We start from the raw sequence: 26561 nt of genomic DNA on the forward strand, positions 1-26561 counted from the left end.
GGGCCGCCCGGCGCGAGGGTCACTTCTTCGGGTCCGGCCCCGAGGAGCCCGGGGCGCTGCCGGAACCGGTGCCCGACGGCTCCTTCGGGCGTCCCTCCTGCGCGGGACCGCGTCGCACCGCACCCGGGGCGTTCCACTCCGAGCGCCTGCGGGCCCGCTTCTTCGCCGCCTCGGAGGACTGGAGCTGGTACGGGACGGACGTGACCATGACGCCCGGGGTGAACAGCAGCCGGCCCTTGAGCCGGAGCGCGCTCTGGTTGTGCAGCAGGTGCTCGTACCAGTGGCCGACCACGTACTCCGGGATGATCACCGACACCGCGTCGCGCGGCGATTCCTGGCGCAGGCTCTTGACGTACTCGATGACCGGCCGGGTGACCTCGCGGTAGGGCGAGTCCAGGACCTTCAGCGGTACGTCGATCCCGCGCCGTTCCCACTCGTCGCGCAGCGTCTTCGTCTCGGCCGGGTCGACGTTGACGGTGAGCGCCTCGAGGGTGTCGGAGCGCATCAGCTTGGCGTAGGCGAGGGCGCGCAGCGTCGGGCGGTGGATCTTGGAGATCAGCAGCACCGAGTGGACGCGCGAGGGCCGGACGGTGTCGTCGCTGGGGCCCTCGGGAGCGGCGATCTCCGCGGAGACGCCGTCGTAGTGGCGGCGGATCGCGCTCATCGTCCCGTAGAAGATCACCATGCCGAGCAGGGCGACCCAGGCGCCGTGCGTGAACTTGGTGACCAGGACGACGATCAGGACCAGTCCGGTGAAGAAGGCGCCGAAGGTGTTGATCGCGCGGGAGCGGACCATGTGGCGGCGCTTGGCCTGGTCGGTCTCGGTGGCCAGAAGGCGGTTCCAGTGCCGGACCATGCCGATCTGGCTGAGGGTGAACGACACGAACACGCCGACGATGTACAGCTGGATCAGCCGCGTGGAGTCGGCGCCGTAGATGATGACCAGCATCGTGGCCGCACCGGCGAGCAGCACGATGCCGTTGGAGAAGGCGAGGCGGTCGCCGCGGGTGTGCAGCTGGCGGGGCAGATAGCGGTCCTGGGCCAGGATCGAGCCGAGCACCGGGAAGCCGTTGTACGCGGTGTTCGCCGCGAGGAACAGCACCAGGGCGGTGGCCGCGGCGAGGACGATGAAGAGGAAGCTGCCCTTGCCGAAGACGGCCTCGGCGACCTGGGTGATCACCGGGTTCTGGACGTAGTCGGCGCCGACCGCGACCCCGTTGTGCAGCAGGTCGACGGCCGGGTTCTCGGCCATCCGGACGTCGGTGACCAGCGCCAGGACGATGATGCCGCAGAACATGGTGACGGCCAGCAGGCCCATCGCCGCGAGCGTGCTCGCCGCGTTCTTCGACTTGGGCTTGCGGAAGGCGGGGACGCCGTTGGAGATCGCCTCCACGCCGGTGAGCGCGGCACAGCCGGAGGAGAAGGCACGCAGCAGCAGGAAGACCAGGGCGAACCCGGCCAGGCCCTGGTGCTCGGCCTTGATCGTGTACTCGGCCGTCGGCGCCCGCATGGTGTCGTCGAGCACCAGCCCGCGGAAGGCACCCCAGGCGACCATGATGAAGACGCCCGCGACGAAGACGTAGGTCGGGATCGCGAAGAGCTTGCCGGACTCCTTGACGCCGCGCAGGTTCATCAGCGTCAGCAGCACGATCACGGCGACCGCGCAGGCCACCTTGTGCTCGACCACGAACGGGATCGCGGAGCCGAGGTTCTCGATGCCGGAGGCGATGGAGACCGCGACGGTCAGGACGTAGTCGACGAGCAGCGCGCTCGCGACGGTCAGGCCGGCCTTGGGGCCGAGGTTGGTGGTGGCCACCTCGTAGTCGCCGCCGCCGCTGGGGTAGGCGTGGACGTTCTGCCGGTAGGAGGCGACCACCGTGAACATCAGCACGACGACCGCGAGGGCGATCCAGGGGCTGAAGTGGTAGGCCGACACGCCCGCGATGGACAGGACCAGCAGCACCTCCCCGGGCGCGTAGGCCACGGAGGACAGCGGGTCGGAAGCGAAGACGGGCAGGGCGATGCGCTTCGGCAGGAGCGTTTCTCCGAGCCGATCACTGCGCAGTGCGCGCCCGATCAGAATCCGTTTGGGCACGTCGGTCAGTTTGGACACAACAGAGGATCGTAGGCCTTCGAACACGGGACCGCCCACCCTCCCCCGGCCTCAGTCGGGTGATGGCGTGCCGCGTCTGCCTCCCGGGTGAATTCGGCCATGCCCGTGCTGCGGATTCCGCGACCGTGCCGATCCCCATGTCTATATGACAATCCCCGCCCGCTGCCGCCCCCTTGGAGGGTCCATGCACACGACCGCGGAGATCATCGGCGCCGTCGGCACCCTCGTCGGCCTCGGAATCCTTACCTTCCTCAGTCTCTGGAGCATCAGCCGCCGCTGATCGCGTAAAGCGTGCACGGGGGTGCCCTGCGCGGACCGCACGTGTGTAGCTTGGGCGACGGTCTGAGACCCTGTTCAAAGCCAAGCCAGAATTTTTATTGACTTCTTGACTTCTTGACCTCGGAAGGACGGTCGTGCACATCGTCATCATGGGCTGCGGCAGGGTGGGTTCCGCCCTCGCGCAGACCCTGGAGCAACAGGGGCACACGGTCGCCGTGATCGACCAGGACCCCACCGCCTTCCGACGACTGGGCTCCGGTTTCGGTGGCCGGCGGGTCACCGGAGTCGGCTTCGACCAGGACACCCTGCGCGAGGCGGGCATCGAGGAGGCCGGCGCCTTCGCCGCCGTGTCCAGCGGCGACAACTCCAACATCATCGCCGCCCGGGTGGCCCGTGAGATGTTCGGCATCGAGAACGTCGCCGCGCGCATCTACGACCCCCGGCGCGCCGAGGTCTACCAGCGCCTCGGCATCCCCACCGTCGCCACCGTCCGCTGGACGGCCGACCAGATGCTGCGCCGGCTGCTCCCCTCGGGTGCCGAGCCGCTGTGGCGCGACCCCACCGGGGGCGTCGAGCTCGCCGAGGTGCACGCCGCCCCGTCCTGGGTCGGCCACAAGATCAGCAAGCTGCAGGAGGAGACGGGCGTCCGCGTCGCGTTCCTCACCCGCCTCGGCGAGGCGATCCTGCCCACCTCCCAGACGGTGCTCCAGGAGGGCGACCTGGTGCACGTGATGCTGCGGAGCGACGAGGTCGAGAAGGTCGAGGCCTCGTTCGCCGAGGGCCCCAAGGAGGACGGTCACTGATGAGGGTCGCCATTGCCGGAGCCGGCGCCGTCGGCCGCTCGATCGCGGGCGAGCTGCTGGAGAACGGCCACGAGGTCCTGCTCGTGGACAAGGCGCCGACCGCCATCTCGGTCGAGCGCGTCCCGCAGGCGGAGTGGCTGCTGGCCGACGCCTGCGAGATCACCTCCCTCGACGAGGCGGCCCTCCAGCGTTGCAACGTCGTGATCGCCGCGACCGGTGACGACAAGGTCAACCTGGTCGTGTCGTTGCTGGCCAAGACGGAGTACGGCGTCCCGCGCGTCGTCGCCCGGGTGAACAACCCGAAGAACGAGTGGCTGTTCAACGAGTCCTGGGGCGTGGACGTGGCCGTCTCCACCCCGCGTCTGATGTCGGCCCTGGTCGAGGAGGCGGTGAGCGTCGGCGACCTGGTCCGGCTGCTCCGCTTCAGCCACGGCGACGCCAACCTCGTCGAACTGACCCTCCCCGAGGAGTCGGCCCTGGCCGGCACCCAGGTCGGCGACGTGGAGTGGCCCGAGGACACCTCGCTGGTCACCATCATCCGCGGCACCCGGGTCCTGACCCCGACCCGCGAGGACTCACTCGAGGCGGGCGACGAACTGCTCTTCGTGGCCGCCCAGGCGAGGGAGGAACAGCTGGAGGACCTGCTGTCGGTCCGCAAGGACGACACCGGCAGCTGACCTTACGGTCCGGCACACACGTGATGGGGGCGACCGGAGATCTCCGGTCGCCCCCATCACGTGTGTGTCTTTCAGCCCGTCCGGCCGATTGAGGACAGGCCCCTACGGGTTCCCGTCAGCCCGTCCGGCGTTTGAGGACGAGGCCCGTTCAGGGCCGAAGGGGGGTCTGGGGGCGCAGCCCCCAGGGACGGTCACCCCGACACCGGGAACTACCCCTCCCGACGGTGCCGCCCGCCGACCTCCGACGACGCCTCCGCGGCAGCGGCATCGGCCGCGGCCTTCTCCTCCGCCTCCATCTCGGCGAACACATCGATCGGCGCGGGCGCCTTCGCGAGGAAGACCCACGTCAGCCAGACGGCGAGCAGGAACGGCGGGATCTTCAGTGCGATCAGCACCCAGCCCAGCTGCGCGGTGTCGGCCCACCAGTACAGCGGGAACAGGATCGCGCACTTGGCGAGCAGGATCAGGCCCCACGCCCAGCTGGCCTTGGCGTACGCCTTCTTGCGGCCCGGGTTACGGGTCCGCCAGGAGAGGTTCTCCTTGAAGACCGGGCCCAGGATCAGGCCGATCAGCGGCACCCCGCACAGTGTGGTGATGATGTAGGCGAGGGCCAGGCCGAGCGTGTAGAGCATGCCCGGCAGATAGAAGTCCTTGGCGTTGCCGGTCATCATCGCGAAGACGACGCCGAAGGCGACGCCGAAGACCCCGCTGAAGGCGTGCTTGACGGTGTCCTTCATCGCCAGGCGGACCACGACCAGGATCAGCGACACCGCGAGCGCGGCGATCGCGGACATGTGCAGATCCTTGTTGATCGTGAAGATCGTGACGAAGAGCAGGCCGGGCACGACCGTCTCGACCATGCCCCGCACCCCGCCGAACGCCTCGAACAGCGCGGCCTCGGTCACCGCCCGGGCGTCGGCCGCGGTCGTGTCGTCCGCGGTCGTGTCTTCGGTCGGCTTGTCGAGCGACGTCACCGGCTACTCCCTACCCAGGGGTCTCAGTTCGTACTTGGGGTTGAACAGCACCCGGCGGCCCCGGCTCATGGAGACCCGCCCCGATGCGATGAGCCTGCGTCCCGGCTCTATGCCCACTATGGAGCGCCTGCCCAGCCACACCACGTCCAGCGCGGCGCTGCCGTCGAACAGCTCGGCCTCCAGGGCCGGAACCCCGGCGCGTGGCCGCAGAGTGACCGTGCGCAAGGTACCAGTAACCGTGACGATCTGGCGGTCCTGGCAGTCGCCGATCCGCGTACACCCGACCGTCTCGGCTTCCTCTCGCAGCTCCTCGGACTCCAGGTCCTCCTGCGACGAGGACAGCCGGTCGAGCATGCGCCGGAACCGGCCCACCGGCTTTTCGGAACGAGGGACAGCACTCATGTCTGAAGGGTACCGGGGCACACCCACCGAGCCGTAGCCGCCGCCCCACCCGTCGCACTAGCGCTCGAACCGGTATCCCATCCCGGGTTCCGTGACGAAATGCCGGGGATGCGAGGGATCCGCCTCGAGCTTGCGTCTCAGCTGCGCCATGTACACCCGCAGATAGTTCGTCTCCGTTCCGTACGACGGTCCCCAGACCTCCTGGAGCAGCTGCTTCTGGCTGACCAGCCGGCCGGAGTTGCGCACCAGCACCTCCAGCAGATGCCACTCCGTGGGGGTCAGCCGTACGTCCTTCCCGGCCCGGTTGACCTTCTTCGCGGCCAGGTCGACGGTGAACCCGTCGGTCTCCACCAGGACCTCGTCCTCGCCGCCCCCGGCGGGTTCCGCCCGGCGGACGGCGGCTCGCAGCCGAGCCAGCAGTTCGTCCATGCCGAACGGCTTGGTGACGTAGTCGTCGGCGCCCGCGTCCAGCGCCTCGACCTTCTCGTCGGAGGAGTGCCGGGCGGACAGCACCAGGATCGGCACCCTGGTCCAGCCGCGCAGTCCCTTGATCACCTCGACGCCGTCCATGTCCGGCAGCCCCAGGTCGAGGACGATCACGTCGGGGTGGCGGGCGGCGGCGAGCCGCAGGGCGGTAGCGCCGTCGTGGGCCGCGTCGACCTCGTACCTGCGGGCCTTGAGGTTGATCACGAGGGCGCGGACGATCTGCGGCTCGTCGTCGATCACGAGCACTCTCGTGGGGGCCTGGGGCGTCCCCTCGGCCGGGCTCAGCATGAGGCGTGCCTTTCGGGTTGTGCGGGTTGCGCTGCTTGCGGCTCGAGGCGGTGCCCCGCCGCGCGGACGGTGAGGACCATGGTGAGGCCGCCGCCGGGGGTGTCCTCGGCGTTGAGGGTGCCGCCCATGGCCTCGGCGAAGCCACGCGCGACCGCGAGACCCAGCCCCACCCCGGCCCCGCGCGGAGCGTCACCGTAGCGCTGGAAGGGGGCGAATATCCGCTCCTTGGCCTCGTCGGGAATGCCCGGCCCGCGGTCCACGACCCGTACCTCGACCCGGTCGGACATCGCGCTCGCCGAGACCAGCACGGGTTCGCCGCCCGGACTGTACTTGACCGCGTTCTCCACCAGGTTGGCGACGGACCGCTCCAGCAGCCCGGCGTCCACCGCGACCATGGGCAGCGACTCCGGGATGTCCAGCTCCACGCTCGCCGCCGGATCGGGCACCCCGCCGAGCGCCATCGGCACCACCTCGTCCAGGTCGATCTCCCGGATGATCGGCGTGACCGTACCGGTCTGGAGTCGGGACATGTCCAGCAGGTTGCCCACCAGGTGGTCGAGGCGGTCCGCGCCCTCCTCGATGCCCTCCAGCAGCTCCGCCTGATCCTCCTCGGACCAGGCCACGTCGTCGGATCTGAGGCTCGACACGGCCGCCTTGATCCCGGCCAGCGGGGTCCGCAGGTCGTGGCTCACGGCGGCCAGCAGGGCGGTGCGGATGCGGTTGCCCTCGGCCAGCGCGCGGGCCTGGTCGGCCTCCTCCTGGAGGCGCCTCCGGTCCAGTACGACGACCGCCTGCGCGGCGAACGCGGCCAGCACCCGCCGGTCCTCCGCGGGCAGCAGCCGCCCGGTGAGCGCCAGCGCCAGGTGGTCGCCGACCGGCACCTCCACGTCCGCGTCCTCGGGCCGCTCGACCGGCCGTCCGAACCCGACGTGACCCGCGCGGGTCCACTGCGCCCTGTCGTCCGCCCGCTCCAGCAGGGCCGCCGACTCCATCCCGAAGGTCTCGCGGACCCGCTCCAGCAGCGCCTCCAGGCTGGTCTCGCCCCGCAGTACGTTGCCCGCCAGGTAGGACAGGATCTCCGACTCGGCCCGCAGCCGGGCCGCCTGGTGCGTACGCCGGGCCGCCAGGTCCACCACCGAGGCCACCGACACCCCCACCCCGACGAAGATCACGATGGCGACGATGTTCTTCGGGTCGGCGACCGTCCACCGGTGCAGGGGTGGTGTGTAGAAGTAGTTCAGCAGCAGCGAGCCCACCGCCGCCGAGGCCAGTGCCGGCAGCAGCCCGCCGAGCAGCGCCGCCGCCACCGTCACGGCCAGGAAGAGCAGCATGTCGTTGGCGAGGCCGAGGTGGACAGTGTTCAGCAGCAGCGCCAGCAGCACCGGGCCCACCACACCGACCAGCCAGCCCCAGATGATCCGGGCCCGCCCGAGCCTGGCGCCACGGGCCACCGGCAGTCCGCGCCCCTTGGCGACCTCGTCGTGGGTGACGATGTGCACGTCGAGGTCGGACCCCGACTCCCGGGCGACCGTCGCGCCGACCCCGGGCCCGAAGACGTACTGCCAGGCCTTGCGGCGCGAGGAGCCGAGCACGATCTGCGTGGCGTTGACCCCGCGGGCGAAGTCGAGCAGCGCGGCCGGGATGTCGTCGCCGACCACATGGTGGAAGGTGCCGCCCAGGTCCTCCACGAGGGTGCGCTGGACCGCCAGTTCCTTGGGTGAGGCGGAGGTCAGCCCGTCGCTGCGCGCGATGTACACGGCCAGCACCTCGCCGCCGGCGCCCTTCTCCGCCAGCCGCGCCGCCCGCCGGATCAGGGTGCGTCCCTCCGGACCGCCGGTCAGCCCGACCACGATCCGCTCGCGCGAACCCCAGATCGCCGACACCCGGTGCTCACTGCGGTACTGCTTCAGGTACTCGTCGACCCGGTCGGCCACCCACAGCAGGGCCAGCTCCCGCAGGGCGGTGAGGTTTCCGGGCCGGAAGTAGTTGGACAGGGCGGCGTCGACCTTGTCCGGCTTGTAGATGTTCCCGTGCGCCATCCGCCGCCGCAGCGCCTGCGGTGACATGTCCACCAGCTCGATCTGGTCGGCGCGCCGGACGAACTCGTCGGGCACCGTCTCCTGCTGCCGCACCCCCGTGATCGACTCCACGACGTCGCCGAGGGACTCCAGGTGCTGGATGTTCACGGTCGAGACCACGTCGACGCCGGCGGCGAGCAGCTCCTGCACGTCCTGCCAGCGCTTGGCGTTGCGCGAGCCCGGGACGTTGGTGTGCGCGAGTTCGTCCACCAGGGCGACCCGCGGGGCGCGGGCGAGGACCGCGTCCACGTCCATCTCGGTGAAGGCGCCGCCCCGGTACTCCAGCTCCCGGCGCGGGACCTGCTCGAGGCCGTGCAGCATCACCTCGGTGCGCTGCCGCCCGTGGTGCTCGACGAACGCGACCACGCAGTCCGTACCGCGCTCCACCCGGCGGTGCGCCTCGGACAGCATCGCGTACGTCTTGCCCACGCCCGGTGCCGCACCGAGGTAGATCCGCAGCTTGCCGCGTGCCATGGCCTCATTGTCTTCCTGTGACTCCTGCGTACGCAGCGTCGACCTTACGGCCAACAGTTCCGGCATAAGGGACGAGCTGAGGGGTGAGGGACGCCTTTGACGCAACCCTGACGCGGCGAGACGACCACCGGCGTCCCTCACCCCTTCATCGGACGAGCCCCCCGCATCGGTTCACGTACACCGGGTCACGCCGGATTGTCCCCGTGGGTGAGCGTCTCCCAGGCGACGAAGAGGTTGTTGCTGCCGGCCGGGCGGTTCTGCAGGGTGAGCGTCTGGGTGTTGGTCATCGCGATGCCCAGCCGGTTGTGCAGCGCGTTGTAACCGACCTCGGTGACCGGGCCGAGCGTCTGGTTCAGCGAGCCGCCGCACAGCCAGCTCGGGACGGCCGCGCCGAGCTCGTACCTGGCCTGGAAACCGAGGGCCTGCCGCAGCCGCTCACCGACGTCGGTGCCGTACAGGTCCTGCCCCTGGATCCGGCTGGTCTCGGCGACGTGCGAGATCGCGGAGATGCCGTACCCGGTGTGGGTGAGGTCACGGCAGGTCTCCTGGGTCAGGCCGGTGACGAAGGTGCCCTGCCCCTGCCAGTAGGCGACGATCTTGTCCCGGGTGTTCAGGTTCTGGCTCGGCACGGTCTTCGGCAGCTCGCCGTCGGAGGCCAGGTAGACGTAGGCCGCCGTGCGGGTGCGGAACTTCGCCATGGCCTTGTCGTACGAGGTCTTGTCCTCGAGGAAGACGGAGATGCCGATCGCGGCCTCCGTCATGGACAGCTCCCAGTTCCCGTTGGAGTTGGAGCCGTTGACGACCTCGGGCAGGTAGACGTCCCGCAGCATGGTCGCGAAGCGGCCGGAGTTGGCCCAGCCGCCGGTGTACGTGTACTTGATGATCTCGGCGGCCCTCGGCCAGGACGAGCCGGCCCAGCCGGTCTGGAGAGGCGCGTTGCTGTTCGTGTGGTCCTTGACGACGGCCGACCAGGCGTCCATCAGCTCGATGGCCTTCTTCGCGTACCGCTCGTCCCGCGTGACGTACCAGGCGAGGGCGTCGGTGTACGCCGCGAGGGCGTCCTCCCGCTCGTCCGTGCAGCCGTAGTTCGGGTTGGAGTAGGACCCGCACTCGACCACGGCGCGGGGCTTGGGGGTGCGGCTCAGGCTGGCGTACCTACTGGCCAGCAGCTGGTCGAAGGCGCCCTTCCAGGGCTGGGCCGCGGAGTCGACCTTGCCCCGGACGAAGTCCAGTTGCGCCCGGGAGACGGTGACCCCGGGGTGCGCGAAGGTGGTGGGGGCGGCTTGAGCCCGGGGGACGTTCGGGGACGCGAGAGCGCCCAGGACCAGGGCGGTGACGGTCACAAGGAAGGCGGTTCGACGCACAGCAGCTCCGTTCTTGTTCTCGTATGTGAACACAGAGCGCCCTTATGAACTCAGGCGTTGAGCGGAGACCGTAGGTCCAGACCAATGCACCGTCAAGGCTTCCCACACGAGAAGACCGCGAGACGCGCGCACGAGACGCGAACACGACGAAGGGCCGCACCCCGTGCGGGGTGCGGCCCTTTCGGCCGTTGCGGTCTGCCGTCGCGGACTAGCGGACCTCGGTGATCTCCGGTCCGCGCTGGAGCTGGCCCATGCCGCCGGAGAAGCGGGAGCCCTCGTCCTGCTGCTGGACGCCCTCGGGGACCATCTGCGCGTCGTTCGGCAGCTTGAGGACGATCGGGTCGCGGGGCGCCATCGGGCCCTCACCGCGGACCACGACGGTGTCCCGGAAGATCTGCTCGAGCAGACCGGCCGCCTGCGGCTGCACCGCGCCCTGGCCCGAGATCACCCCGCGCAGGAACCAGCGGGGACCGTCCACACCGACGAACCGCACGACGTGGAAGCCACCCGTGCCGTCCGGCAGCTGCACCGGCACCTGGGCCCGCAGCTCCCAGCCCAGCGGGCCTTCGACCTCGTCGACGATGCCACCCTGCTGAGTGATGCCGGAGCCGATCTCCTCGCGCACCTCGCCCCAGATGCCCTCGCGCTTGGGAGCGGCGAAGGCCTGGAGCTGGATGGCGCTGTCGCGCAGTACGACGGTCGCCGCGACGATCGCGTCACCGGCGACCTCGACCCGCAGCTCCATGCCGTCGACCCCGGGCACGAAGATCCCGCCGAGGTCCACACGGCCCTCGGCCGGGTCGCGCACCTCCGAGTCGTCCCAGGGCCCGTCGGGCCGCGGCTCGGGCTCGAGCCGCACCCGCTCGCGCACACCCTCTACGTCGTCCGCCTCAGCGTCGACATTGTCGACGACCTGCTCGGCCTCGCCGGCCGCGTCCTCGGCGGCACCCTTCTTCTTGCGACGTCCGAACACGTCACTGTCCTTCCCGGTCGGATACGACCGAAGCGTATCGATTCCCACCCGTCGCGCCGCCCTCGGCGGCCGAGGCGCTTGTACCGCTTTCACCGCCCACGGCGGCATGCCCGCCGGTGGACCCGAAGCCCCCTGCGGCCCGCGCCGATTCGGGAAGCTCCGCCACCTCCTGGAAGCGGACCCTCTCGACCTGCTGGACGACCAGTTGGGCAATCCGGTCGAAGCGCTCGAACCGCACGGACTCGCGCGGGTCGAGATTCACCACGATCACCTTGATCTCCCCACGGTACCCGGCATCAACCGTCCCCGGGGCATTCACGAGGGCTACTCCGCACCGGGCGGCCAGCCCCGAGCGCGGGTGCACGAAGGCCGCGTACCCCTCGGGCAGGGCGATGGACACCCCCGTGGGCAGCACGGCCCGCTCCCCCGGCGCGAGTTCATGGCTGCGCGTGGTGCGCAGATCGGCCCCGGCGTCACCCGGGTGCTCGTACGTCGGAAGCGGTACGTCGGGGTCGACGCGCCGGATCAGGACGTTCAGGGGGTCGCGGCTCACGGGTTCACCTCGAAGGCGCGGGTGCGCCTGATCTGGTCCGGGTCGCTCATGGCGGCCTGGATCTCCGTCTCACGGCCGTGGCTCACGAAGTGCTCGACGGCGACCTCGATGAAGAGCGCGTCGGCGCGGACGGCGAGCGGCCCGTCGGGGCCGCCGATCCGCCCGGTGGCGCTCGAGTAGATCTTGCGCCTGGCCACCGCGGTCACCTCGGCCTCCAGGTACAGCGTGGTACCGACGGGCACGGGGCGCACGAAGTCGGTCTCCAGCCGTCCGGTCACGGCGATCGTCCGCAGCAGCCAGTTCAGCGAGCCGAGCGTCTCGTCCAGGGCGGTGGCCAGGATCCCCCCGTGCGCGAGGCCGGGCGCACCCTGGTGCGCGGGCTGCACGGTGAACCCGGCGGTCACGGTCACGCCCTCGCCGGCCCGCGCCTCCAGCTGCAGCCCGTGCGTCTGCTCGCCACCACAACCGAAACAGTGTTCGTAGTGGGCACCGAGAAGCTCGCCGGGCGCGGGAGCGTCGGGGTGCCGAACGGGTTTCACGGCATCGGCCGGAGGCTCAAGAGCTGCGGAAGTACCACTCACAGCCGCAGACCTTACCCGCGCGTCCGCCGTATCAGGACACCGTGCCAAGCTTGGCCCCATGCAGCTCTCGACCACCCCGTACGAAGAACGCCTCACCGCCCCGCGCTCGTGGTGGTTCGTGTCGTTCCTCGTGGGTGTCTCCATGGCCCTGATCCTGCTGCCCTTCGGCACCCTGCCGTTGCTCGGCGGTCTGGTCGGCGGCACCGCGGCCGCCGCGGTGGTGGCCAGCTCCTACGGCTCCCTCCGCATCCGCGTCGTGGGCGACTCGCTGATCGCGGGCGAGGCGAAGATCCCGGTCGCGGCCCTGGGCGAGGCGGAGATCCTGGACGCGGACGGGGCGCGCGCCTGGCGCACGTACAAGGCCGACACCCGGGCCTTCCTGCTGCTGCGCTCCTACATCCCCACGGCCCTGCGGGTCGAGGTCACCGACCCGGACGACCCGACCCCCTACCTGTACCTGTCGACGCGGGAGCCGGAGCGCCTGGCGCAGGCGCTGAAGGCGGCGCGGGAGGCGACGGCGTAACCGCAGTCCTCAGCGCCCGATTTCTCTGGGGTTCCCGGGGCCCTCGGGATCGTCGGGACCCAGGGGGTTCAAGGGGTTCTTGGAGATCTCCCCCATGGCCAGCGGATCCGCCGGTCTCTCCAGCGGCGGCAGTTCCGGCAGCGCGTCCCACGGCACCTGCGTCTTCCGCAGGTCGGCCCGGATCTTCGCGGCCACCCTCCTGGTGTCCCGGCGGTTCATGACCGCGCCGACAGCGGCGCCCACCATGAAGGGCATCAGGTTCGGCAGGTCACGGACCATGCGCTTCATGATCTGCTGACGCAGCTCACGCTTCATCTGGCCGCCGAGCGCCGAGTTGATCGAGGACGGCTTCATGACGTTGACGCCTCGTTCGCCCGACCACGAGCGCAGATACGCGGTACTGCGGTCCTTGAGACCGCCCGCCGGCCGCACTCCGTAGACCTCGTGGAGTTCGGCGATCAGTTTCAGCTCGATGGCCGCGACGCCGGTGATCTCCGCGGCGAGTTCGGTCGGCATGGCGGGCGGCACGGGAAGCATCGCCGCCGCCCCGATGCCCGCGCCTACGGTGGACGTGGCGTTCGCCGCGCCCGACACGAGCTTGTCCGCGAGCTGCTCGGGCCCGAGGCCGGGGAACTGCCTGCGCAGCGTCTGGAGGTCCCGTACAGGGACCCGTGGAGCAAGGTAGATGATTCGGTCGGCGAGGTGCCCCAGTCCCGCCCTGGCGCGGTTCCCGCCCTTGCGGGCGCCTTCCAGGGCCAGGTCCTTCGCCTTGTCCCGGATGACCGCCGCCCGTCGCTTGGCGACGGGGGCGGCGTTCCGCGTCGGCACCGGGAGGTCAGTCCGGTCAGTCGCGGGTTCGAGCGAGGCCGATCCTGCCGGGACCGCTCCCGTACCGGATGAGCCTCGCTCGTCGTCACGCACGCCGTCAGGGCCTTGGGAGGGCCCCTTGTCCGTTCCCCGCAGGGGGAAGCGGCGCTTCCGAGGTGGGGTCGAGCCAGTCACGGCCGACCCCGCCTCAGTCGCAGTCGCGGCAGATCGGCTGGCCGTTCTTCTCCCGGGCCAGCTGGCTGCGGTGGTGCACCAGGAAGCAGCTCATGCAAGTGAACTCGTCCTGCTGCTTCGGCAGCACCCGGACGGCCAGTTCCTCGTTCGAGAGGTCTGCGCCGGGCAGCTCGAGCCCCTCCGCGGCCTCGAATTCGTCGACGTCGACTGCGGAAGCGGACTTGTCGTTCCGCCTCGCCTTCAGCTCTTCGAGACTGTCTGAGTCGACGTCGTCATCGGTCTTGCGTGGGGTGTCGTAATCGGTAGCCATTTCGCCTCTCCCCCTCTGGGTGTCTGCGGTGTCTCCAGCGCACGTAACGCGTGAGAGGCCGGACTTGTGCCCGCCTCGAGGCGGAGATTTTGCCTCACATCAAGGTCTGTTACTCAATCGACACCCAACCGAACTCCTCACGAGTGATCGGCTTGGATGGCGATCGGGACCGTACACGGTCCGAATGCCGCACTTCAAAGGCGTCTCACCGTGTACTTCCCGTGATCAGGACCCCTGAAAACCCGGATTTTCCGGGCTTTACGACGGCATTCATGATCACGGAGAGTAGATGGCCAGAAATTCGCCCTTGTGATCGATCACACACGGGGAAGCCAGGTAGGGACCCTGAAAATTCCGCGCAAAGCGAACATCCCCGCGTGTGTCGGCGACATGATCTCAGACGGGGAAGGTGACCCGCATCACGAGCCCACCCCCCTCGCGCGGCTGGGCCGCGATATGGCCGCCGTGTGCCCGGGCCACGGACCGCACGATGGACAGGCCCAAGCCGACCCCCTTGTCACTGCCGGTCCGCTCCGTACGCAGGCGACGGAAGGGCTCGAACAGATTGTCGATCTCGTATGCGGGCACGACCGGCCCGGTGTTCGACACGACGAGGACCGCCTGCCCGTGCTGGACCTCGGTGGTCACTTCGACCCAGCCGCCCTCGGACACGTTGTACCGTACGGCGTTCTGCACGAGATTCAGCGCGATCCGCTCCAACAGGACGCCGTTGCCCTGAACGACGGCGGGTTTCTGCTCCCCGCGGATCATCACGCCCTTGGCCGCCGCCTCCCCGTGCACCTGGTCGACGGCCTGCTCGGCGACCTCCGCGAGGTCGACCGGCTTGCGCTCGACGATCTGGTTGTCGCTGCGGGCGAGCAGCAGCAGGCCCTCGACGAGCTGCTCGCTGCGCTCGTTGGTGGCCAGCAGCGTCTTGCCGAGCTGTTGCAGTTCCACCGGCGCGTCCGGATCGGAGAGGTGCACTTCGAGCAGCGTGCGGTTGATCGCCAGCGGGGTCCTCAGCTCGTGCGAGGCGTTGCCCACAAAGCGCTGCTGGGCCGTGAAGGCCCGCTGGAGGCGCTCCAGCATGTCGTCGAAGGTGTCGGCGAGCTCCTTCAGCTCGTCGTCCGGCCCGTCCAGCTCGATACGGCGGGACAGGTCCGAGCCCGCCACCGCGCGAGCGGTGCGGGTGATCCGGCCGAGCGGGGACAACACCCGGCCGGCCATGGCGTAGCCGAAGGCGAAGGCGATCACCGCGAGGCCCAGGAGGGCCAGCAGGGACCGGCTGAGGAGGTTGTCCAGAGCCGCCTGGCGCTGGTGGTTCATGCACTGGCTGATCGCGTCGTTGAACTCGTCCAACGTCTGGCCGCTTGCGAGCCCGGGACAGTCGGTGCTGGAGACTTTCAGGCCCCCGACGCCGACGATCTTGAACAACGGCTGGTTGCCGGTGCGCAGGGCCTGCGCGGCCAGCAGATAGATGATCGACAGCAACAGGATGCCGGCGATCAGGAACATGCCGCCGTACAGCAGCGTGAGCCGTATGCGGATGGTCGGGCGCAGCCACGGGAAGGGGGACTGCGGACTCCTGGGGGCCCAGGTGGGCTTCGGGGGCGCCTGGGGAGGCGCTGGTGTCGATGCCACGGCGGATCAGATCCGGTAGCCGGAACCGGGGACGGTGACGATCACCGGAGGTTCGCCCAGCTTGCGGCGGAGCGTCATGACGGTCACGCGTACGACGTTGGTGAACGGGTCGGTGTTCTCGTCCCAGGCCTTCTCCAGAAGCTGCTCCGCGGAGACCACCGCACCCTCGCTGCGCATCAGCACCTCCAGGACGGCGAACTCCTTGGGCGCGAGCTGGACCTCCTTGCCGTCGCGGAAGACCTCGCGGCGGTTGGGGTCGAGCTTGATGCCGGCCCGCTCCAGGACGGGCGGCAGCGGCAGGCTGGTGCGCCGGCCGAGGGCACGCACGCGTGCGATCAGCTCGCTGAAGGCGAAGGGCTTGGGGAGATAGTCGTCGGCGCCGATCTCCAGACCCTCGACGCGGTCGCTGACGTCACCGGAGGCCGTGAGCATCAGCACGCGCGTGGGCATGCCGAGTTCGACGATCTTGCGGCAGACGTCGTCGCCGTGGACGAGGGGGAGGTCCCGGTCGAGGACGACCACGTCGTAGTCGTTCACGCCGATGCGCTCCAGGGCGGCCGCACCGTCGTACACGACGTCGACGGCCATGGCCTCCCGGCGCAGTCCGGTGGCCACCGCATCGGCGAGCAGTTGCTCGTCCTCGACGACGAGTACGCGCACGTCGCTTGTCCTTCCTGTGTCCACCCGCGTAGCGCTGAGTGAGCGCACGCGGGCAGGGTTTCGGTGAGTGTGGGCTTCCATCCTGCCCTTTTCGGCCATAAGTCGGCGGTAAGGCGGGTGCGCGGAAGATGAAGGCCGGGTGTGAAGCCCGGGAATGCGAGATTTTCTCGTGGGGTTGAGGTTTCCACGGAAGAGAGCGGGGGGAGGACGGCTTTACACCCCGCGATCACGCTCTGCATGTGCCGCAGCACCATGCGGTACTCCGCGGTCCGTTTGCCGCAGAGCGGGCGTGGGTGTCCGGCACCGTCGCCGCCCGGCAGGGCAGCGCTGGGCACCTATGGCAGACGTGATCGCCCCTTCCCAACCGGCACACCCCCGTGCCACCGACCCACGACCCAGGACGAGGGGGCGCAGCATGGACGCATTCACCGCAGGACTTCTGCACCGCATAAGGACGACCGAGTCCGACCTGACGCGGGCTCGCGACGAGGGCGACGACTTCCTCGTCGAGGTGGAACAGGCCGAGCTCGACGACCTGCGCCGCCTCGCCGCCGAGCACGGTGTGGAGGTCGGCGCGACGAGCGTCGTCTGAGCAGCTCGCAGGTACGCGGAGGGGCCCCGGCGAATCCAGCGCCGGGGCCCCTTCGCGCGGCCGCGCGGAAGCGGCTCAGTCGTGCCAGGCGCCGAACTCCTCCAGGAGTCGCTGGAGGGGCTCGAAGACGCCGGGGGTGGCAGCGACCGTCAGGTCACGTGCGGGGCGCGCTCCGGGCCGCCCACCGGTCAGCGCGCCCGCTTCCCGGGCGATCAGGTCGCCCGCGGCGAGGTCCCAGGGGTGCAGGCCGCGTTCGTAGTAGCCGTCGAGGCGTCCCGCGGCCACGTCGCACAGGTCGACCGCGGCCGAGCCGCTGCGCCGGATGTCCCGCAGCAGCGGGATCAGCCGCTGCGCGACGTCGGCCTGGTGGGCGCGGACCTCGGTGACGTAGTTGAAGCCGGTGGAGACCAGGGCCTGCTCGAGGGGCGCCGCGGCACGGCAGGACAGGGCGTGCTCGCCCTCCCGGGCGCCGCTCCCCCACGCCCCGCCGCCGCGCACCGCGTGGTACGTCTCCCCGCGCATCGGGATCTCGACGACCCCGACGACGCTCTCGCCGTCCTGCTCGGCGGCGATGGAGACCGCCCAGGTGGGCAGTCCGTAGAGGTAGTTGACCGTGCCGTCGAGGGGGTCGATCACCCAGCGGATGCCGCTGCTGCCCTCGCTGGAGGCGCCCTCCTCGCCGAGGAAGCCGTCGTCGGGGCGGTGCTCGGAGATGAGGCCCGTGATCAGTTTCTCGGCGGCGATGTCCATCTCGGTGACCACGTCGATCGGGCTCGACTTGGTGGCCGCGACCGCGAGGTCGGCCGGGCGGCCGTCCCGCAGCAGCTCGCCGGCCCGCCGGGCGGCCTCCTTGGCGAGCTCGAGCAGTTCGGTGTGCAGGGGGTCGGTCACGCCGTTCCTCACGCGTAGGGGCTGTCGGCGCCCGCGGCGGCGGGCTTGGGGGCGCGGGCGGGGCAGCAGCCGACCGGGCACAGGTTGTGGCTCGCACCGAGCGCCCCCAGGGCGCACGGGGTGACCTCGAGGCCGCTCTCCGCCGCGGCGCGCTCCAGGACGAGCTCGCGGATCGCGGCGGCGAAGCGCGGGTCGGCGCCGACGGTGGCCGAGCGGCGCACCGGCAGGCCCAGCTCCTCGGCCTTGGCCCTGGCCTCCGTGTCGAGGTCGTAGAGGACCTCCATGTGGTCGGAGACGAAGCCGATGGGGGCCATCACGACGGCCGGGACGGCGGCCGCGTGCCGCTCCTCCAGGTGGTCGCAGATGTCGGGCTCCAGCCAGGGGATGTGCGGGGCGCCGGACCGGGACTGGTAGACGAGCTGCCAGGGGTGGTCCACGCCGGTGCGCTCGCGGACGGCGTCGGCGATGAGCCGCGCGGTGTCCAGGTGCTGCTTCACGTACGCGCCGCCGTCGCCGTGGTCCTCGACCGGGCCGGAGGTGTCCGCGGAGGCGTTCGGGATGGAGTGGGTCGAGAAGGCGAGGTGCGCGCCGTCCCTGACGTCCTCGGGGAGATCGGCCAGCGACCGCAGCACGCCCTCGATCATGGGCTCCAGGAAGCCGGGGTGGTTGAAGTAGTGCCGCAGCTTGTCGACCTTCGGCGGTTCGAGCCCCTCGGCCTCCAGCGCGGCCAGCGCGTCGGCGAGGTTCTCGCGGTACTGGCGGCAGCCGGAGTACGAGGCGTAGGCACTGGTGGCGAGGACGAGGACGCGGCGACGGCCGTCGGTGATCATCTCGCGCAGGGTGTCCGTGAGGTACGGGGCCCAGTTGCGGTTGCCCCAGTAGATCGGCAGGTCCAGGCCGTGGTCGGCGAAGTCCTTGCGCAGGGCGTCCAGCAGGGCGCGGTTCTGGTCGTTGATGGGGCTGACCCCGCCGAACAGGAAGTAGTGCCGGCCCACTTCCTTGAGGCGTTCCTTGGGGATGCCGCGCCCGCGCGTCACGTTCTCCAGGAACGGAACCACGTCGTCCGGGCCTTCCGGGCCGCCGAAGGAGAGCAGGAGCAGGGCGTCGTAGGGGGTGGCATCGAGCGCGTCTCGCATGAGTCGATCCTGCCACCCCCCTCCGACAGGCGGGAAACGGCGGGGTACCGGCCGGGCACCGCCTCTACCCGGATGCGTTAGGGTTGCCTAACTTCGTAAGCTGTACGAGCCGCATTCACGCCTTACCGGCTCCGCCGGGCTCACCGCACGCCTTACAGAGTCCCTGCCGAACCGCCTTCCCTCACGCCGCGCCGAGCCCTCACGCGCGCGTGCCCGGACCCACCGGAGACCCCGTGCCCAGCCCCTACCGCGCTCTGTTCGCCGCCCCCGGCTCCAAGCGTTTCTCCGCCGCGGGGTTCGTCGGCAGGATGCCGCTGTCGATGATGGGCATCGGCGTGGTCACGATGGTCTCCCAGCTCACGGGGCGCTACGGGCTGGCGGGGGCGCTGACGGCGACCATCGCGCTGGCGGCCGCCGCCTTCGGGCCGCAGATCTCTCGGCTGGTGGATGTGCACGGTCAGCGCCGGGTGCTGCGCCCGGCGACGCTGGTCGCGCTCGCCGCCGCGACCGGGCTGCTGCTGGCCGCGCACTTCGGGTGGCCCGACTGGGTGCTGTTCGTGTGCGCCGCCGGGATCGGTTCCGTGCCCAGCCTCGGCGCGATGATCCGGGCCCGCTGGGCGGCCCTGTACCGGGGCACGCCACAGCTGCACACCGCGTACTCCTTCGAGTCCGTGGTGGACGAGGTGTGCTTCATCTTCGGGCCGATCGTCTCCATCGGTCTGTCCACGGCCTGGTTCCCGGAGGCGGGGCCCCTGCTGGCCGCCTGCTTCCTCGCCGTCGGCGTCTTCTGGCTGACCGCCCAGCGGGCCACCGAGCCCGCGCCGCATCCACGCGAGCAGCGCGGCGGCGCTTCGGCCCTGCGTTCGCCCGGACTCCAGGTTCTGGTGGCCACCTTCGTGGCGACCGGGACGATCTTCGGGGCCGTCGACGTGGTCACCGTCGCCTTCGCCGAAGAGCAGGGCCACAAGCGCGCCGCCAGTGTCGTCCTGGCGCTCTACGCGGCCGGTTCCTGCGTGGCCGGGCTCGTGTTCGGCCTGTTGCGCCTCAAGGGGTCACCGGAACGCCGCTGGCTGATGGGCGTGTTCATGATGGGCGTGAGTATGATCCCCCTCCTACTGGTCGGAAACTTGCCGTTTCTGGCCGTGGCGCTGTTCTTTGCGGGTCTGGCCATCGCTCCCACGATGATCACCACGATGTCCCTCATCGAAGAGCACGTACCACGCGCACAACTGACCGAGGGCATGACCTGGATCAGCACCGGGCTCGCGGTCGGCGTCGCGTTCGGCTCCTCCATCGCCGGCTGGGTCATCGACGCGGCGGGGGCGCGGGCCGGGTACGGGGTTCCGGCGGTGTCCGGAGCCGTCGCGGTCGCGGTCGGTTTCCTGGGGTACCGCCGGCTGAACAGGCCGGCACCGGGTCGGGGAGGCACCGTTGAGCAGGACAGCGAGCGGGAAGAACGGCACGTGGCGTAACTGGGGCGGCAATGTCGCCGCACGCCCCGTGCGGGAGGTCACGCCCGCCTCCGTCGACGAACTGACCGAGGCCGTGCGCCGGGCAGCCGAGGACGGGCTGAAGGTGAAGGCGGTCGGCACCGGCCACTCCTTCACCTCTATCGCTGCGACCGACGGTGTATTGATCCGCCCTCAGCTCTTGACCGGCATCCGCAACATTGATCGCGACAACATGACCGTCACGGTCGAGGCCGGCACTCCGCTCAAGAGACTCAACCTGGCGCTCGCGCGCGAAGGCCTGTCGCTCACCAACATGGGCGACATCATGGAACAGACGGTGTCCGGGGCCACCAGTACCGGCACGCACGGCACCGGCCGCGAGTCCGCCTCGATCGCCGCGCAGATCAAGGGCCTCGAGCTCGTCACGGCGGACGGCTCGGTGCTCACCTGCTCGGACAAGGGGACCGAGGAGGAGCGTGCGCTCTTCGCCGCCGCCCGGATCGGCCTGGGCGCCCTCGGCATCGTCACCGCGATCACCTTCGCCGTGGAACCGATCTTCCTGCTCACCGCGCGGGAGGAACCGATGCCCTTCGACAAGGTGCTCGCCGACTTCGACGAACTGTGGGCCGAGAACGAGCACTTCGAGTTCTACTGGTTCCCGCACACCGGCAGCACCAACACCAAGCGCAACAACCGCAGCGCGGGCCCCCGCAAGCCGGTGAGCCAGGTGTCGAGCTGGATCGAGGACGAGTTCCTCTCCAACGGCGTCTTCCAGGTGGCCCAGTGGGTGGGCCGAGCGGTGCCCGCCACGATCCCGACGATCGCGCAGGTGTCCAGCAAGGCCCTGTCCGCGCGCACCTACACCGACATCCCCTACAAGGTCTTCACGTCGCCGCGCCGGGTGCGCTTCATGGAGATGGAGTACGCCGTCCCGCGCGAGGCGGTGACCGAGACGCTGCGCGAGCTGAAGGCGATGCTCGACCGCTCGGGCCTGCGGGTCAGCTTCCCCGTCGAGGTGCGCACCGCACCCGCCGACGACATCACCCTGTCCACCGCCTCCGGCCGCGACAGCGCCTACATCGCCGTCCACATGGTCAAGGGCACGCCCTACCAGGGGTACTTCACCGCCGCCGAGCGCATCTTCACCGCCCACGAGGGGCGGCCGCACTGGGGCAAGGTGCACACGCGGGACGCGGAGTACTTCGCCGGTGTCTATCCGCGCTTCGGCGAGTTCACGGCGCTGCGGGATCGGCTGGATCCCGATCGCCTGTTCCAGAACGACTACTTGCGGAGGGTTCTGGGGACGTAGCGGACTCCGTGGGTGCGGGGGTCGCCGAGTCGTCGGCCCCCGTGCCGTCCTCCGGGGCCGTGGCGGTCGGGGCCGTCCCGGCCGTCGTACCGCCTCCGGTGTCGTCGCCCGCGTTCTCTCCGCCGCCCTTGTCGCTGTCGCTGTCCGGGGCGGAGGTCCCGTCCGAGGAAGGCGACTCCCCGGTCGAGGGGGAGGAGGGCGACGAGGAAGGCGACGGCGAGGTGGCGTCCGGGTCCTCGTCGGAGGAGCCGGGCGAGGTCCCGGACGAGGACCCGCCGCCCGAGACCGCCTCGGTGACCGTCGTGCCCCGGTCGCCGCTGAAGCTGTCGCCCGACACCAGCTCGTACGTGGTGATCCCGGCCATCGCGACCCCGAAGACGAGCGCGGCCGCCACCACCGGCCGCCTGCGGCGCCCGCTCCGGGCGCGGTGGACGGTGCCCTCGGTGAACTCGCCCGGAGCAGGCGGTGTGCGCACCCTCGGTTTCGCGGCCACCTGCGGATCGCGGACCTGTACGTCGCGAACCTGTACGTCGCGAACCTGTGTGTCGCGGAGCTGCTCGCCGGTACGCCTGAAGAAGTGCTGGAAGAGCGATCCACCACAGGTGGCGACGACACTGACCAGACCCGCGCCGAGGATCGTGCCGTAGACCCCGAAGTACGAGGCGAGTTTCGCGGCCACCACCGCGGCCACGGCACTGCCGGCGACCTGGGGCACGCTCAGGTCGATCCGTTTCCGTTTCACCTCCTCCCCGGCGCTCGGCTCACCAACGACTTCGGGCCTCTCACGCATACCGGGAGCTTGCCTGCCTTTCCCGCACTTGATCAATCAACTGCACGAGAAGGGGACGTACAGACGAAACCGATAGTTCCATTTCGGGAGATTGCGTGAACTACGCCACGTCCAAGATCGATACACGCCCGCGACGGAGGGTCAAGTCCCGCTTCTCCACAGAAGTTGGATGGCGCGCCAATCCACGCACGTGGCCCAAATGGAGTACTGTTGCGAGCCCTGGGCCCGGTCTCCCTCCAGGATGTCCGGGGCCTCGCTGGACCGCTTGAGGGGGGCTAGTTGCACAGGGTGACGGTGTTGGTCACTTAGCGTGGCGGATAGGTAACCGTGCCATAACGGCGGCGCAGGGCCTGTGCCCGACACGCCGGGCAACTCGGCAAGGTTGTGGCAGGCTGCACCCGGGCAGGCCACACTCGACTAGCGGAAGCAGCGACGCACGTGACGTCGGCAGGCACCACCCGGGAGGTCCCCATGCCCGAACTGCGTGTCGTGGCCGTCTCGAATGACGGCACACGGCTGGTGCTGAAGGCTGCGGACAGCACGGAGTACACGCTTCCGATCGATGAGCGTCTGCGCGCCGCCGTCCGCGGCGACCGTCCCCGCCTCGGCCAGATCGAGATCGAGGTGGAGAGCCATCTCCGCCCCCGTGACATCCAGGCGCGTATACGTGCCGGTGCCACCGCGGAAGAAGTCGCCCAGATGGCCGGCATTCCCGTCGACCGTGTGCGCCGCTTCGAGGGACCCGTGCTGGCCGAGCGCGCCTTCATGGCCGAGCGGGCCCGGAAGACTCCGGTCCGTCGGCCCGGCGAGAACGCCGGACCCCAACTCGGCGAGGCCGTCCAGGAACGACTGTTGCTGCGCGGCGCCGACAAGGACACCGTCCAGTGGGACTCGTGGCGTCGCGACGACGGCACCTGGGAAGTCCTGCTGGTCTACCTGGTCGCGGGCGAGCCGCACTCGGCGAGCTGGACGTACGACCCGCCCCGGCGGCTCGTCCAGGCCGTCGACGACGAGGCGCGTTCGCTGATCGGCGAGTCCGACGACCTGGCCGCTCCCGAGCCCAGCTTTCCGTTCGTCCCGCGCATCGCGCGGCTGCCGCGCGACCGTCCGCTGGACCGCGCGCTCGACCGGCCCAGCCTGCCGGTCCAGCCGTCCGAGCCGACCGAGGAGAGCACCGGCGAACGGGAACGCGACTCGCTGACCAGCCTGTTGGAGGCAGTGCCGAGCTTCCGTGGCGACATGGTCGTCCCGGAACGACCGACGGAGCCCGCCCCGGAGGAGCCCGACGAGCAGGAGCCCGAGGCCGAGGAACCCCCGGCGCCGGCCGCCTCCGCCGGATCCGCCTACGCGGACGTCCTCATGCCGCGTTCCGTCGGCAGCCACCGCGACCGTCTCGTCGGCGCCACCGACCGTCAGGCCGAGGCGGACGGCGTCCGTCCGGGCCGCCGGGCCGCGGTGCCGAGCTGGGACGAGATCGTGTTCGGCACCCGGCGGAAGAAGCAGGAGTAACCGGCCCTCGGGCAACTCGCCCGGGGCGTCGGCCGGTTCACGGAATCCGGTGGGCACACCAGTACATACGTGGGGGAGGGCCGCACCTGTTCGGTGCGGCCCTCCCCCACGTGTCCGCGCGGCGGGACTACCGGGGGTCGGGGCCCACGGCGACGGGCCGGGCCGGGTCCGAGGACCACTCCGACCAGGAGCCGACGTACAGGGCCGCCGGAATGCCCGCGACCGCCAGGGCCAGCACCTCGTGGGCTCCGGAGACGCCCGAGCCGCAGTAGACGCCGACCTCGGTGCCGTCGGACGCCCCCAGCCCCTTGAAGCGGTCCCTCAGGTCCTCCGCGGACAGGAAGCGGCCGCCCGGGCCCACGTTGTCGTTCGTGGGCGCGGACACGGCGCCCGGAATGTGCCCGCCGACCCGGTCGATCGGCTCGACCTCCCCCCGGTACCGCTCCCCCGCGCGGGCGTCGAACAGCACTCCGGAGCCGGCAAGAGCGGCGGCCCCGTCGGCGTCGAGGAGTCCCGTGGCGCCCGGCACCGGCTCGAAATCGCCCTCCACGCGCGCGGGGACGTCGGCCGAGAGGTCTCCCTGCCACGACGGCAACCCGCCGTCGAGGACCCGCACGTCCGGGTGACCCGTCCAGCGCAGCAGCCACCATGCGCGGGCCGCCGCCCAGCCCTGTCCGCCGTCGTACACGACCACCGGCCTGCTCGCCGAGACACCCGCCCGGCGCATCGCGGAACCGAACACCGTGAGGTCGGGCAGCGGATGCCGGCCGCGGCCGCCCGGGGCTCCCGCGAGCTCCCGGTCCAGGTCGACATAGACCGCGCCGGGCACATGCCCGGCCTCGTAGGCGGCGCGTCCGTCGAACGGCGGCGCCCCCGCCGCCTTCGCCACGCTGAGCTGCCAGCGGATGTCGAGGACGACGGGCGGGTTCTCCCCCGCCAGGTCGCCGGCCAGTTCCGATGCGGTGATGATGGCGTTCATGGTCACCATCCTCGCGCACGGGGTGGCCCCATCGCTCAGGTCCGGCTACTCTGCTCGGCCGGACAGGCTCGATCACGCGGCGTGCGGGATCGAGCACATGCCGTACAGGCGATCGACATACGGCGACAACCACACGTAAACCAACGAGAAACCCCCTATCAGGCATCCTCCGAGGGCGGAAGCGACGCGGCCACCGCAAGGGGCTGAGGAGAGAGTGACGATGACCGAGGCAGGTGGGTCGGCCGGCCCGATCGGCGCAGCACACGCCCGGTACGCGCCCGGTACACCCTGCTGGGTGAGTCTGATGGCGCACGGGTTGACCGCGACGCAGGAGTTCTACGGCGAGCTGTTCGGCTGGGAGTTCCAGCCCGGCCCGCAGCAGTTGGGCCCCTATGTGCGGGCGCTGCTCGACGGCCGCGAGGTGGCCGGGATCGGTCAACTGCCTCCCGACCGTCACCTCCCGGTCGCCTGGACGCCCTATTTCGCCTCGGACGACGTGGACACGACTGCCGAAACGGTCCGGCTGTGCGGCGGCACGGTCGGCGTCGGCCCGCTGGACGCCTCCGACGCCGGACGGCTGGCCATCGGCTCCGACCCCTCCGGCGCCGTCTTCGGCGTCTGGCAGGCGGCGGCCCACGTCGGCACCACCATCACCGGCGTGCCCGGCACCCCCGCCTGGAACGAGCTGACGACCTACGAGGCCGCGAGCGTCCGCAAGTTCTACGAGACGGTCTTCGGCTACGAGGAGACCGCGGTGTCCGCCGACTTCGACCACGTGACCCTGCACGTCGCCGGCCGCCCGGTCGCCGGCATCCAGGGGGTGGGTGCCGCGCTGCCCCGGGACCGGGGACCGCACTGGACGACGTACTTCGAGGTGGCCGACACGGACGCGGCGCTCGGCCTCGTCGCCGATCTCGGCGGGCGGGTCCTCGAGCCGGCCCAGGACAGCGAGCACGGGCGCGTGGCGGGCGTGGCCGACCCCGAGGGGGCCCGCTTCTCCCTGATCCAGGGGCCCCGGTGACCGGCGGTCCCTGAAGCCGCCGACTAGACCGGCTGCACCGGCAGCACGTCCGGCGACAGGGCCGCCGCCCGCGCCGACGCCGAGGTCATCCGGCGGCGGTGGTGGCGCCTGCACAGGACCTCGTAGCCGACCGTGTCCGCCTGGTCGACGTCACCGACGACGACCTGGGCGCCCTCCACGACCATGACCCCGCCCACCGTGCGGGCGTTGTGCGTGGCGCGGGCGCCGCACCAGCACAGGGCCTCGACCTGGAGGACCTCGACGCGGTCGGCGAGTTCGACGAGCCGCTGGGAGCCGGGGAACAGCTTGGAGCGGAAGTCGGTGGTGATCCCGAAGGCGTAGACGTCGATGTCCAGGTCGTCGACCACGCGCGCGAGCTGGTCGATCTGCTCCTCGGCCAGGAACTGCGCCTCGTCCGCGATCACGTAGTCCGCGCGGCCGCCCTGCGAGAGGTGGTCGACGAGGGAGGCGTAGAGGTCCTGGCCGTCCTCGACCTCGACCGCGTCGGTGACCAGGCCCAGGCGGGAGGACAGCTTGCCCTCGCCCGCGCGGTCGTCCCGCGTGAAGATCATGCCCTGGAGGCCGCGCGAGGAGCGGTTGTGCTCTATCTGGAGAGCCAGCGTCGACTTCCCGCAGTCCATGGTTCCGGAGAAGAAAACCAGCTCGGGCATGGGGAGTTGAGCGCCTTTCGGTGAAGGTGGA

Annotated in this window: 26 protein-coding genes; 8 read left to right on the forward strand and 18 right to left on the reverse strand. The window is 70.6% G+C overall.

Features of this window, described 5'->3' with window-relative positions; genetic code table 11:
• Positions 1 to 19: 19 nt before the first annotated feature.
• Positions 20 to 2113, reverse strand: coding sequence for an APC family permease (locus ACFVYS_RS06040; protein ID WP_389499297.1), 2094 nt, complete (start codon positions 2111 to 2113; stop codon positions 20 to 22).
• 413 nt (positions 2114 to 2526) lie between these two features.
• Here ACFVYS_RS06040 and ACFVYS_RS06045 point away from each other — a divergent pair, with 413 nt between their 5' ends.
• Entirely contained in the window at positions 2527 to 3195 is a 669-nt protein-coding gene (locus ACFVYS_RS06045; protein ID WP_020125146.1) for a TrkA family potassium uptake protein, read from the forward strand.
• On the forward strand, positions 3195 to 3872 hold the full coding sequence (locus ACFVYS_RS06050; protein WP_389499299.1) for a potassium channel family protein: 678 nt from the start codon (positions 3195 to 3197) through the stop codon (positions 3870 to 3872). Before ACFVYS_RS06045 ends, ACFVYS_RS06050 begins: the two co-directional genes overlap by 1 nt.
• A gap of 209 nt (positions 3873 to 4081) precedes the next feature.
• Here the strand turns inward: ACFVYS_RS06050 and ACFVYS_RS06055 are convergent, their stop codons facing one another.
• The 8 genes from ACFVYS_RS06055 to ACFVYS_RS06090 all read right to left on the reverse strand — a co-directional run bounded on the left by ACFVYS_RS06055 (position 4082) and on the right by ACFVYS_RS06090 (position 12045).
• Positions 4082 to 4846, reverse strand: a complete 765-nt coding sequence (locus ACFVYS_RS06055) for a DUF3159 domain-containing protein (protein ID WP_389499301.1) — start codon at positions 4844 to 4846, stop codon at positions 4082 to 4084.
• A gap of 3 nt (positions 4847 to 4849) precedes the next feature.
• Positions 4850 to 5248 (reverse strand): OB-fold nucleic acid binding domain-containing protein, encoded by a 399-nt coding sequence (locus ACFVYS_RS06060; protein WP_355703405.1) that lies wholly within the window; start codon positions 5246 to 5248, stop codon positions 4850 to 4852.
• A 57-nt stretch (positions 5249 to 5305) separates the two neighbouring features.
• Positions 5306 to 6022 (reverse strand): response regulator, encoded by a 717-nt coding sequence (locus tag ACFVYS_RS06065; RefSeq protein ID WP_389499302.1) that lies wholly within the window; start codon positions 6020 to 6022, stop codon positions 5306 to 5308.
• Entirely contained in the window at positions 6016 to 8574 is a 2559-nt protein-coding gene (locus tag ACFVYS_RS06070; RefSeq protein WP_389499304.1) for an ATP-binding protein, read from the reverse strand. The genes ACFVYS_RS06065 and ACFVYS_RS06070 overlap by 7 nt, the downstream gene beginning before the upstream one ends.
• A 185-nt stretch (positions 8575 to 8759) precedes the next feature.
• On the reverse strand, positions 8760 to 9938 hold the full coding sequence (locus ACFVYS_RS06075; RefSeq protein WP_389499305.1) for an alginate lyase family protein: 1179 nt from the start codon (positions 9936 to 9938) through the stop codon (positions 8760 to 8762).
• Between the two features lie 208 nt (positions 9939 to 10146).
• Positions 10147 to 10911, reverse strand: a complete 765-nt coding sequence (locus tag ACFVYS_RS06080) for a DUF3710 domain-containing protein (RefSeq protein ID WP_389499307.1) — start codon at positions 10909 to 10911, stop codon at positions 10147 to 10149.
• Position 10912: 1 nt separating this feature from the next.
• A complete protein-coding gene (gene dut, locus ACFVYS_RS06085) occupies positions 10913 to 11464 on the reverse strand; it encodes a dUTP diphosphatase (protein WP_054243626.1) in 552 nt (183 codons plus the stop codon).
• Positions 11461 to 12045, reverse strand: a complete 585-nt coding sequence (locus tag ACFVYS_RS06090) for a PaaI family thioesterase (RefSeq protein ID WP_389499310.1) — start codon at positions 12043 to 12045, stop codon at positions 11461 to 11463. Before ACFVYS_RS06090 ends, dut begins: the two co-directional genes overlap by 4 nt.
• Before the next feature lie 58 nt (positions 12046 to 12103).
• On the opposite strand from ACFVYS_RS06090, the gene ACFVYS_RS06095 reads away from it, so the two are divergent.
• Complete coding sequence (locus ACFVYS_RS06095; protein ID WP_389499312.1) at positions 12104 to 12568, forward strand: DUF3093 domain-containing protein; 465 nt, start codon at positions 12104 to 12106, stop codon at positions 12566 to 12568.
• Positions 12569 to 12577: 9 nt separating this feature from the next.
• Here ACFVYS_RS06095 and ACFVYS_RS06100 read toward each other — a convergent pair whose 3' ends face one another.
• The 4 genes from ACFVYS_RS06100 to ACFVYS_RS06115 form a co-directional block, all read right to left on the reverse strand.
• Positions 12578 to 13570 carry a hypothetical protein gene (locus tag ACFVYS_RS06100; RefSeq protein WP_389499314.1) on the reverse strand — a complete coding sequence of 331 codons (993 nt, stop codon included), beginning with the start codon at positions 13568 to 13570 and terminating at the stop codon, positions 12578 to 12580.
• 13 nt (positions 13571 to 13583) lie between these two features.
• The gene (locus tag ACFVYS_RS06105; protein ID WP_003993510.1) at positions 13584 to 13880 is read right to left on the reverse strand and encodes a DUF4193 domain-containing protein; all 297 of its coding nucleotides are present in this window, start codon (positions 13878 to 13880) and stop codon (positions 13584 to 13586) included.
• Between the two features lie 396 nt (positions 13881 to 14276).
• Positions 14277 to 15521, reverse strand: coding sequence for a sensor histidine kinase (locus ACFVYS_RS06110; protein ID WP_389499316.1), 1245 nt, complete (start codon positions 15519 to 15521; stop codon positions 14277 to 14279).
• A gap of 6 nt (positions 15522 to 15527) precedes the next feature.
• Positions 15528 to 16181 (reverse strand): response regulator transcription factor, encoded by a 654-nt coding sequence (locus tag ACFVYS_RS06115; RefSeq protein ID WP_020125132.1) that lies wholly within the window; start codon positions 16179 to 16181, stop codon positions 15528 to 15530.
• Between the two features lie 415 nt (positions 16182 to 16596).
• On the opposite strand from ACFVYS_RS06115, the gene ACFVYS_RS06120 reads away from it, so the two are divergent.
• A complete protein-coding gene (locus ACFVYS_RS06120; RefSeq protein ID WP_310435743.1) occupies positions 16597 to 16773 on the forward strand; it encodes a hypothetical protein in 177 nt (58 codons plus the stop codon).
• 75 nt (positions 16774 to 16848) lie between these two features.
• Here the strand turns inward: ACFVYS_RS06120 and ACFVYS_RS06125 are convergent, their stop codons facing one another.
• Together ACFVYS_RS06125 and ACFVYS_RS06130 are read right to left on the reverse strand one after the other, a co-directional pair.
• Complete coding sequence (locus ACFVYS_RS06125) at positions 16849 to 17664, reverse strand: inositol monophosphatase family protein (RefSeq protein ID WP_389499319.1); 816 nt, start codon at positions 17662 to 17664, stop codon at positions 16849 to 16851.
• An 8-nt stretch (positions 17665 to 17672) separates the two neighbouring features.
• A complete protein-coding gene (locus tag ACFVYS_RS06130; protein ID WP_389499321.1) occupies positions 17673 to 18800 on the reverse strand; it encodes a ferrochelatase in 1128 nt (375 codons plus the stop codon).
• Between the two features lie 233 nt (positions 18801 to 19033).
• Between ACFVYS_RS06130 and ACFVYS_RS06135 the strand changes: the two genes are divergently transcribed.
• Both ACFVYS_RS06135 and ACFVYS_RS06140 read left to right on the forward strand, forming a co-directional pair.
• Positions 19034 to 20272, forward strand: a complete 1239-nt coding sequence (locus tag ACFVYS_RS06135; RefSeq protein WP_389499323.1) for an MFS transporter — start codon at positions 19034 to 19036, stop codon at positions 20270 to 20272.
• On the forward strand, positions 20232 to 21560 hold the full coding sequence (locus ACFVYS_RS06140) for a D-arabinono-1,4-lactone oxidase (protein ID WP_389499325.1): 1329 nt from the start codon (positions 20232 to 20234) through the stop codon (positions 21558 to 21560). The genes ACFVYS_RS06135 and ACFVYS_RS06140 overlap by 41 nt, the downstream gene beginning before the upstream one ends.
• Here the strand turns inward: ACFVYS_RS06140 and ACFVYS_RS06145 are convergent.
• Positions 21484 to 22302, reverse strand: coding sequence for a hypothetical protein (locus tag ACFVYS_RS06145; RefSeq protein WP_389499327.1), 819 nt, complete (start codon positions 22300 to 22302; stop codon positions 21484 to 21486). The two genes, ACFVYS_RS06140 and ACFVYS_RS06145, sit on opposite strands and share 77 nt — an antisense overlap.
• A 519-nt stretch (positions 22303 to 22821) precedes the next feature.
• On the opposite strand from ACFVYS_RS06145, the gene sepH reads away from it, so the two are divergent.
• Positions 22822 to 23859 carry a septation protein SepH gene (gene sepH / locus ACFVYS_RS06150; RefSeq protein WP_389499329.1) on the forward strand — a complete coding sequence of 346 codons (1038 nt, stop codon included), beginning with the start codon at positions 22822 to 22824 and terminating at the stop codon, positions 23857 to 23859.
• 127 nt (positions 23860 to 23986) lie between these two features.
• Here the strand turns inward: sepH and ACFVYS_RS06155 are convergent, their stop codons facing one another.
• The gene (locus ACFVYS_RS06155) at positions 23987 to 24838 is read right to left on the reverse strand and encodes a sulfurtransferase (protein ID WP_389499331.1); all 852 of its coding nucleotides are present in this window, start codon (positions 24836 to 24838) and stop codon (positions 23987 to 23989) included.
• 220 nt (positions 24839 to 25058) lie between these two features.
• On the opposite strand from ACFVYS_RS06155, the gene ACFVYS_RS06160 reads away from it, so the two are divergent.
• Positions 25059 to 25859: a VOC family protein gene (locus ACFVYS_RS06160; protein ID WP_389499333.1), complete on the forward strand. Its 801-nt coding sequence runs from the start codon at positions 25059 to 25061 to the stop codon at positions 25857 to 25859.
• Positions 25860 to 25882: 23 nt separating this feature from the next.
• Here the strand turns inward: ACFVYS_RS06160 and ACFVYS_RS06165 are convergent, their stop codons facing one another.
• Positions 25883 to 26530: a thymidine kinase gene (locus tag ACFVYS_RS06165; protein WP_020125121.1), complete on the reverse strand. Its 648-nt coding sequence runs from the start codon at positions 26528 to 26530 to the stop codon at positions 25883 to 25885.
• Positions 26531 to 26561 lie beyond the last annotated feature (31 nt).

This window comes from Streptomyces sp. NPDC058295, from assembly GCF_042880655.1.
Classification (GTDB): Bacteria; Actinomycetota; Actinomycetes; order Streptomycetales; family Streptomycetaceae; genus Streptomyces; species Streptomyces coriariae.

What these genes read in the sequence shown, in the direction of transcription:
- ACFVYS_RS06060 (WP_355703405.1), bottom strand. Translation starts at nt 5,248, where the DNA reads ATGAGTGCTGTCCCTCGTTCCGAAAAGCCGGTGGGCCGGTTCCGGCGC.
- ACFVYS_RS06130 (WP_389499321.1), bottom strand. Translation starts at nt 18,800, where the DNA reads ATGCGAGACGCGCTCGATGCCACCCCCTACGACGCCCTGCTCCTGCTC.
- ACFVYS_RS06070 (WP_389499304.1), bottom strand. Translation starts at nt 8,574, where the DNA reads ATGGCACGCGGCAAGCTGCGGATCTACCTCGGTGCGGCACCGGGCGTG.
- ACFVYS_RS06105 (WP_003993510.1), bottom strand. Translation starts at nt 13,880, where the DNA reads ATGGCTACCGATTACGACACCCCACGCAAGACCGATGACGACGTCGAC.
- ACFVYS_RS06050 (WP_389499299.1), top strand. Translation starts at nt 3,195, where the DNA reads ATGAGGGTCGCCATTGCCGGAGCCGGCGCCGTCGGCCGCTCGATCGCG.
- ACFVYS_RS06095 (WP_389499312.1), top strand. Translation starts at nt 12,104, where the DNA reads ATGCAGCTCTCGACCACCCCGTACGAAGAACGCCTCACCGCCCCGCGC.
- ACFVYS_RS06065 (WP_389499302.1), bottom strand. Translation starts at nt 6,022, where the DNA reads ATGCTGAGCCCGGCCGAGGGGACGCCCCAGGCCCCCACGAGAGTGCTC.
- ACFVYS_RS06165 (WP_020125121.1), bottom strand. Translation starts at nt 26,530, where the DNA reads ATGCCCGAGCTGGTTTTCTTCTCCGGAACCATGGACTGCGGGAAGTCG.
- ACFVYS_RS06160 (WP_389499333.1), top strand. Translation starts at nt 25,059, where the DNA reads ATGACCGAGGCAGGTGGGTCGGCCGGCCCGATCGGCGCAGCACACGCC.
- ACFVYS_RS06155 (WP_389499331.1), bottom strand. Translation starts at nt 24,838, where the DNA reads ATGAACGCCATCATCACCGCATCGGAACTGGCCGGCGACCTGGCGGGG.
- ACFVYS_RS06120 (WP_310435743.1), top strand. Translation starts at nt 16,597, where the DNA reads ATGGACGCATTCACCGCAGGACTTCTGCACCGCATAAGGACGACCGAG.
- sepH (WP_389499329.1), top strand. Translation starts at nt 22,822, where the DNA reads ATGCCCGAACTGCGTGTCGTGGCCGTCTCGAATGACGGCACACGGCTG.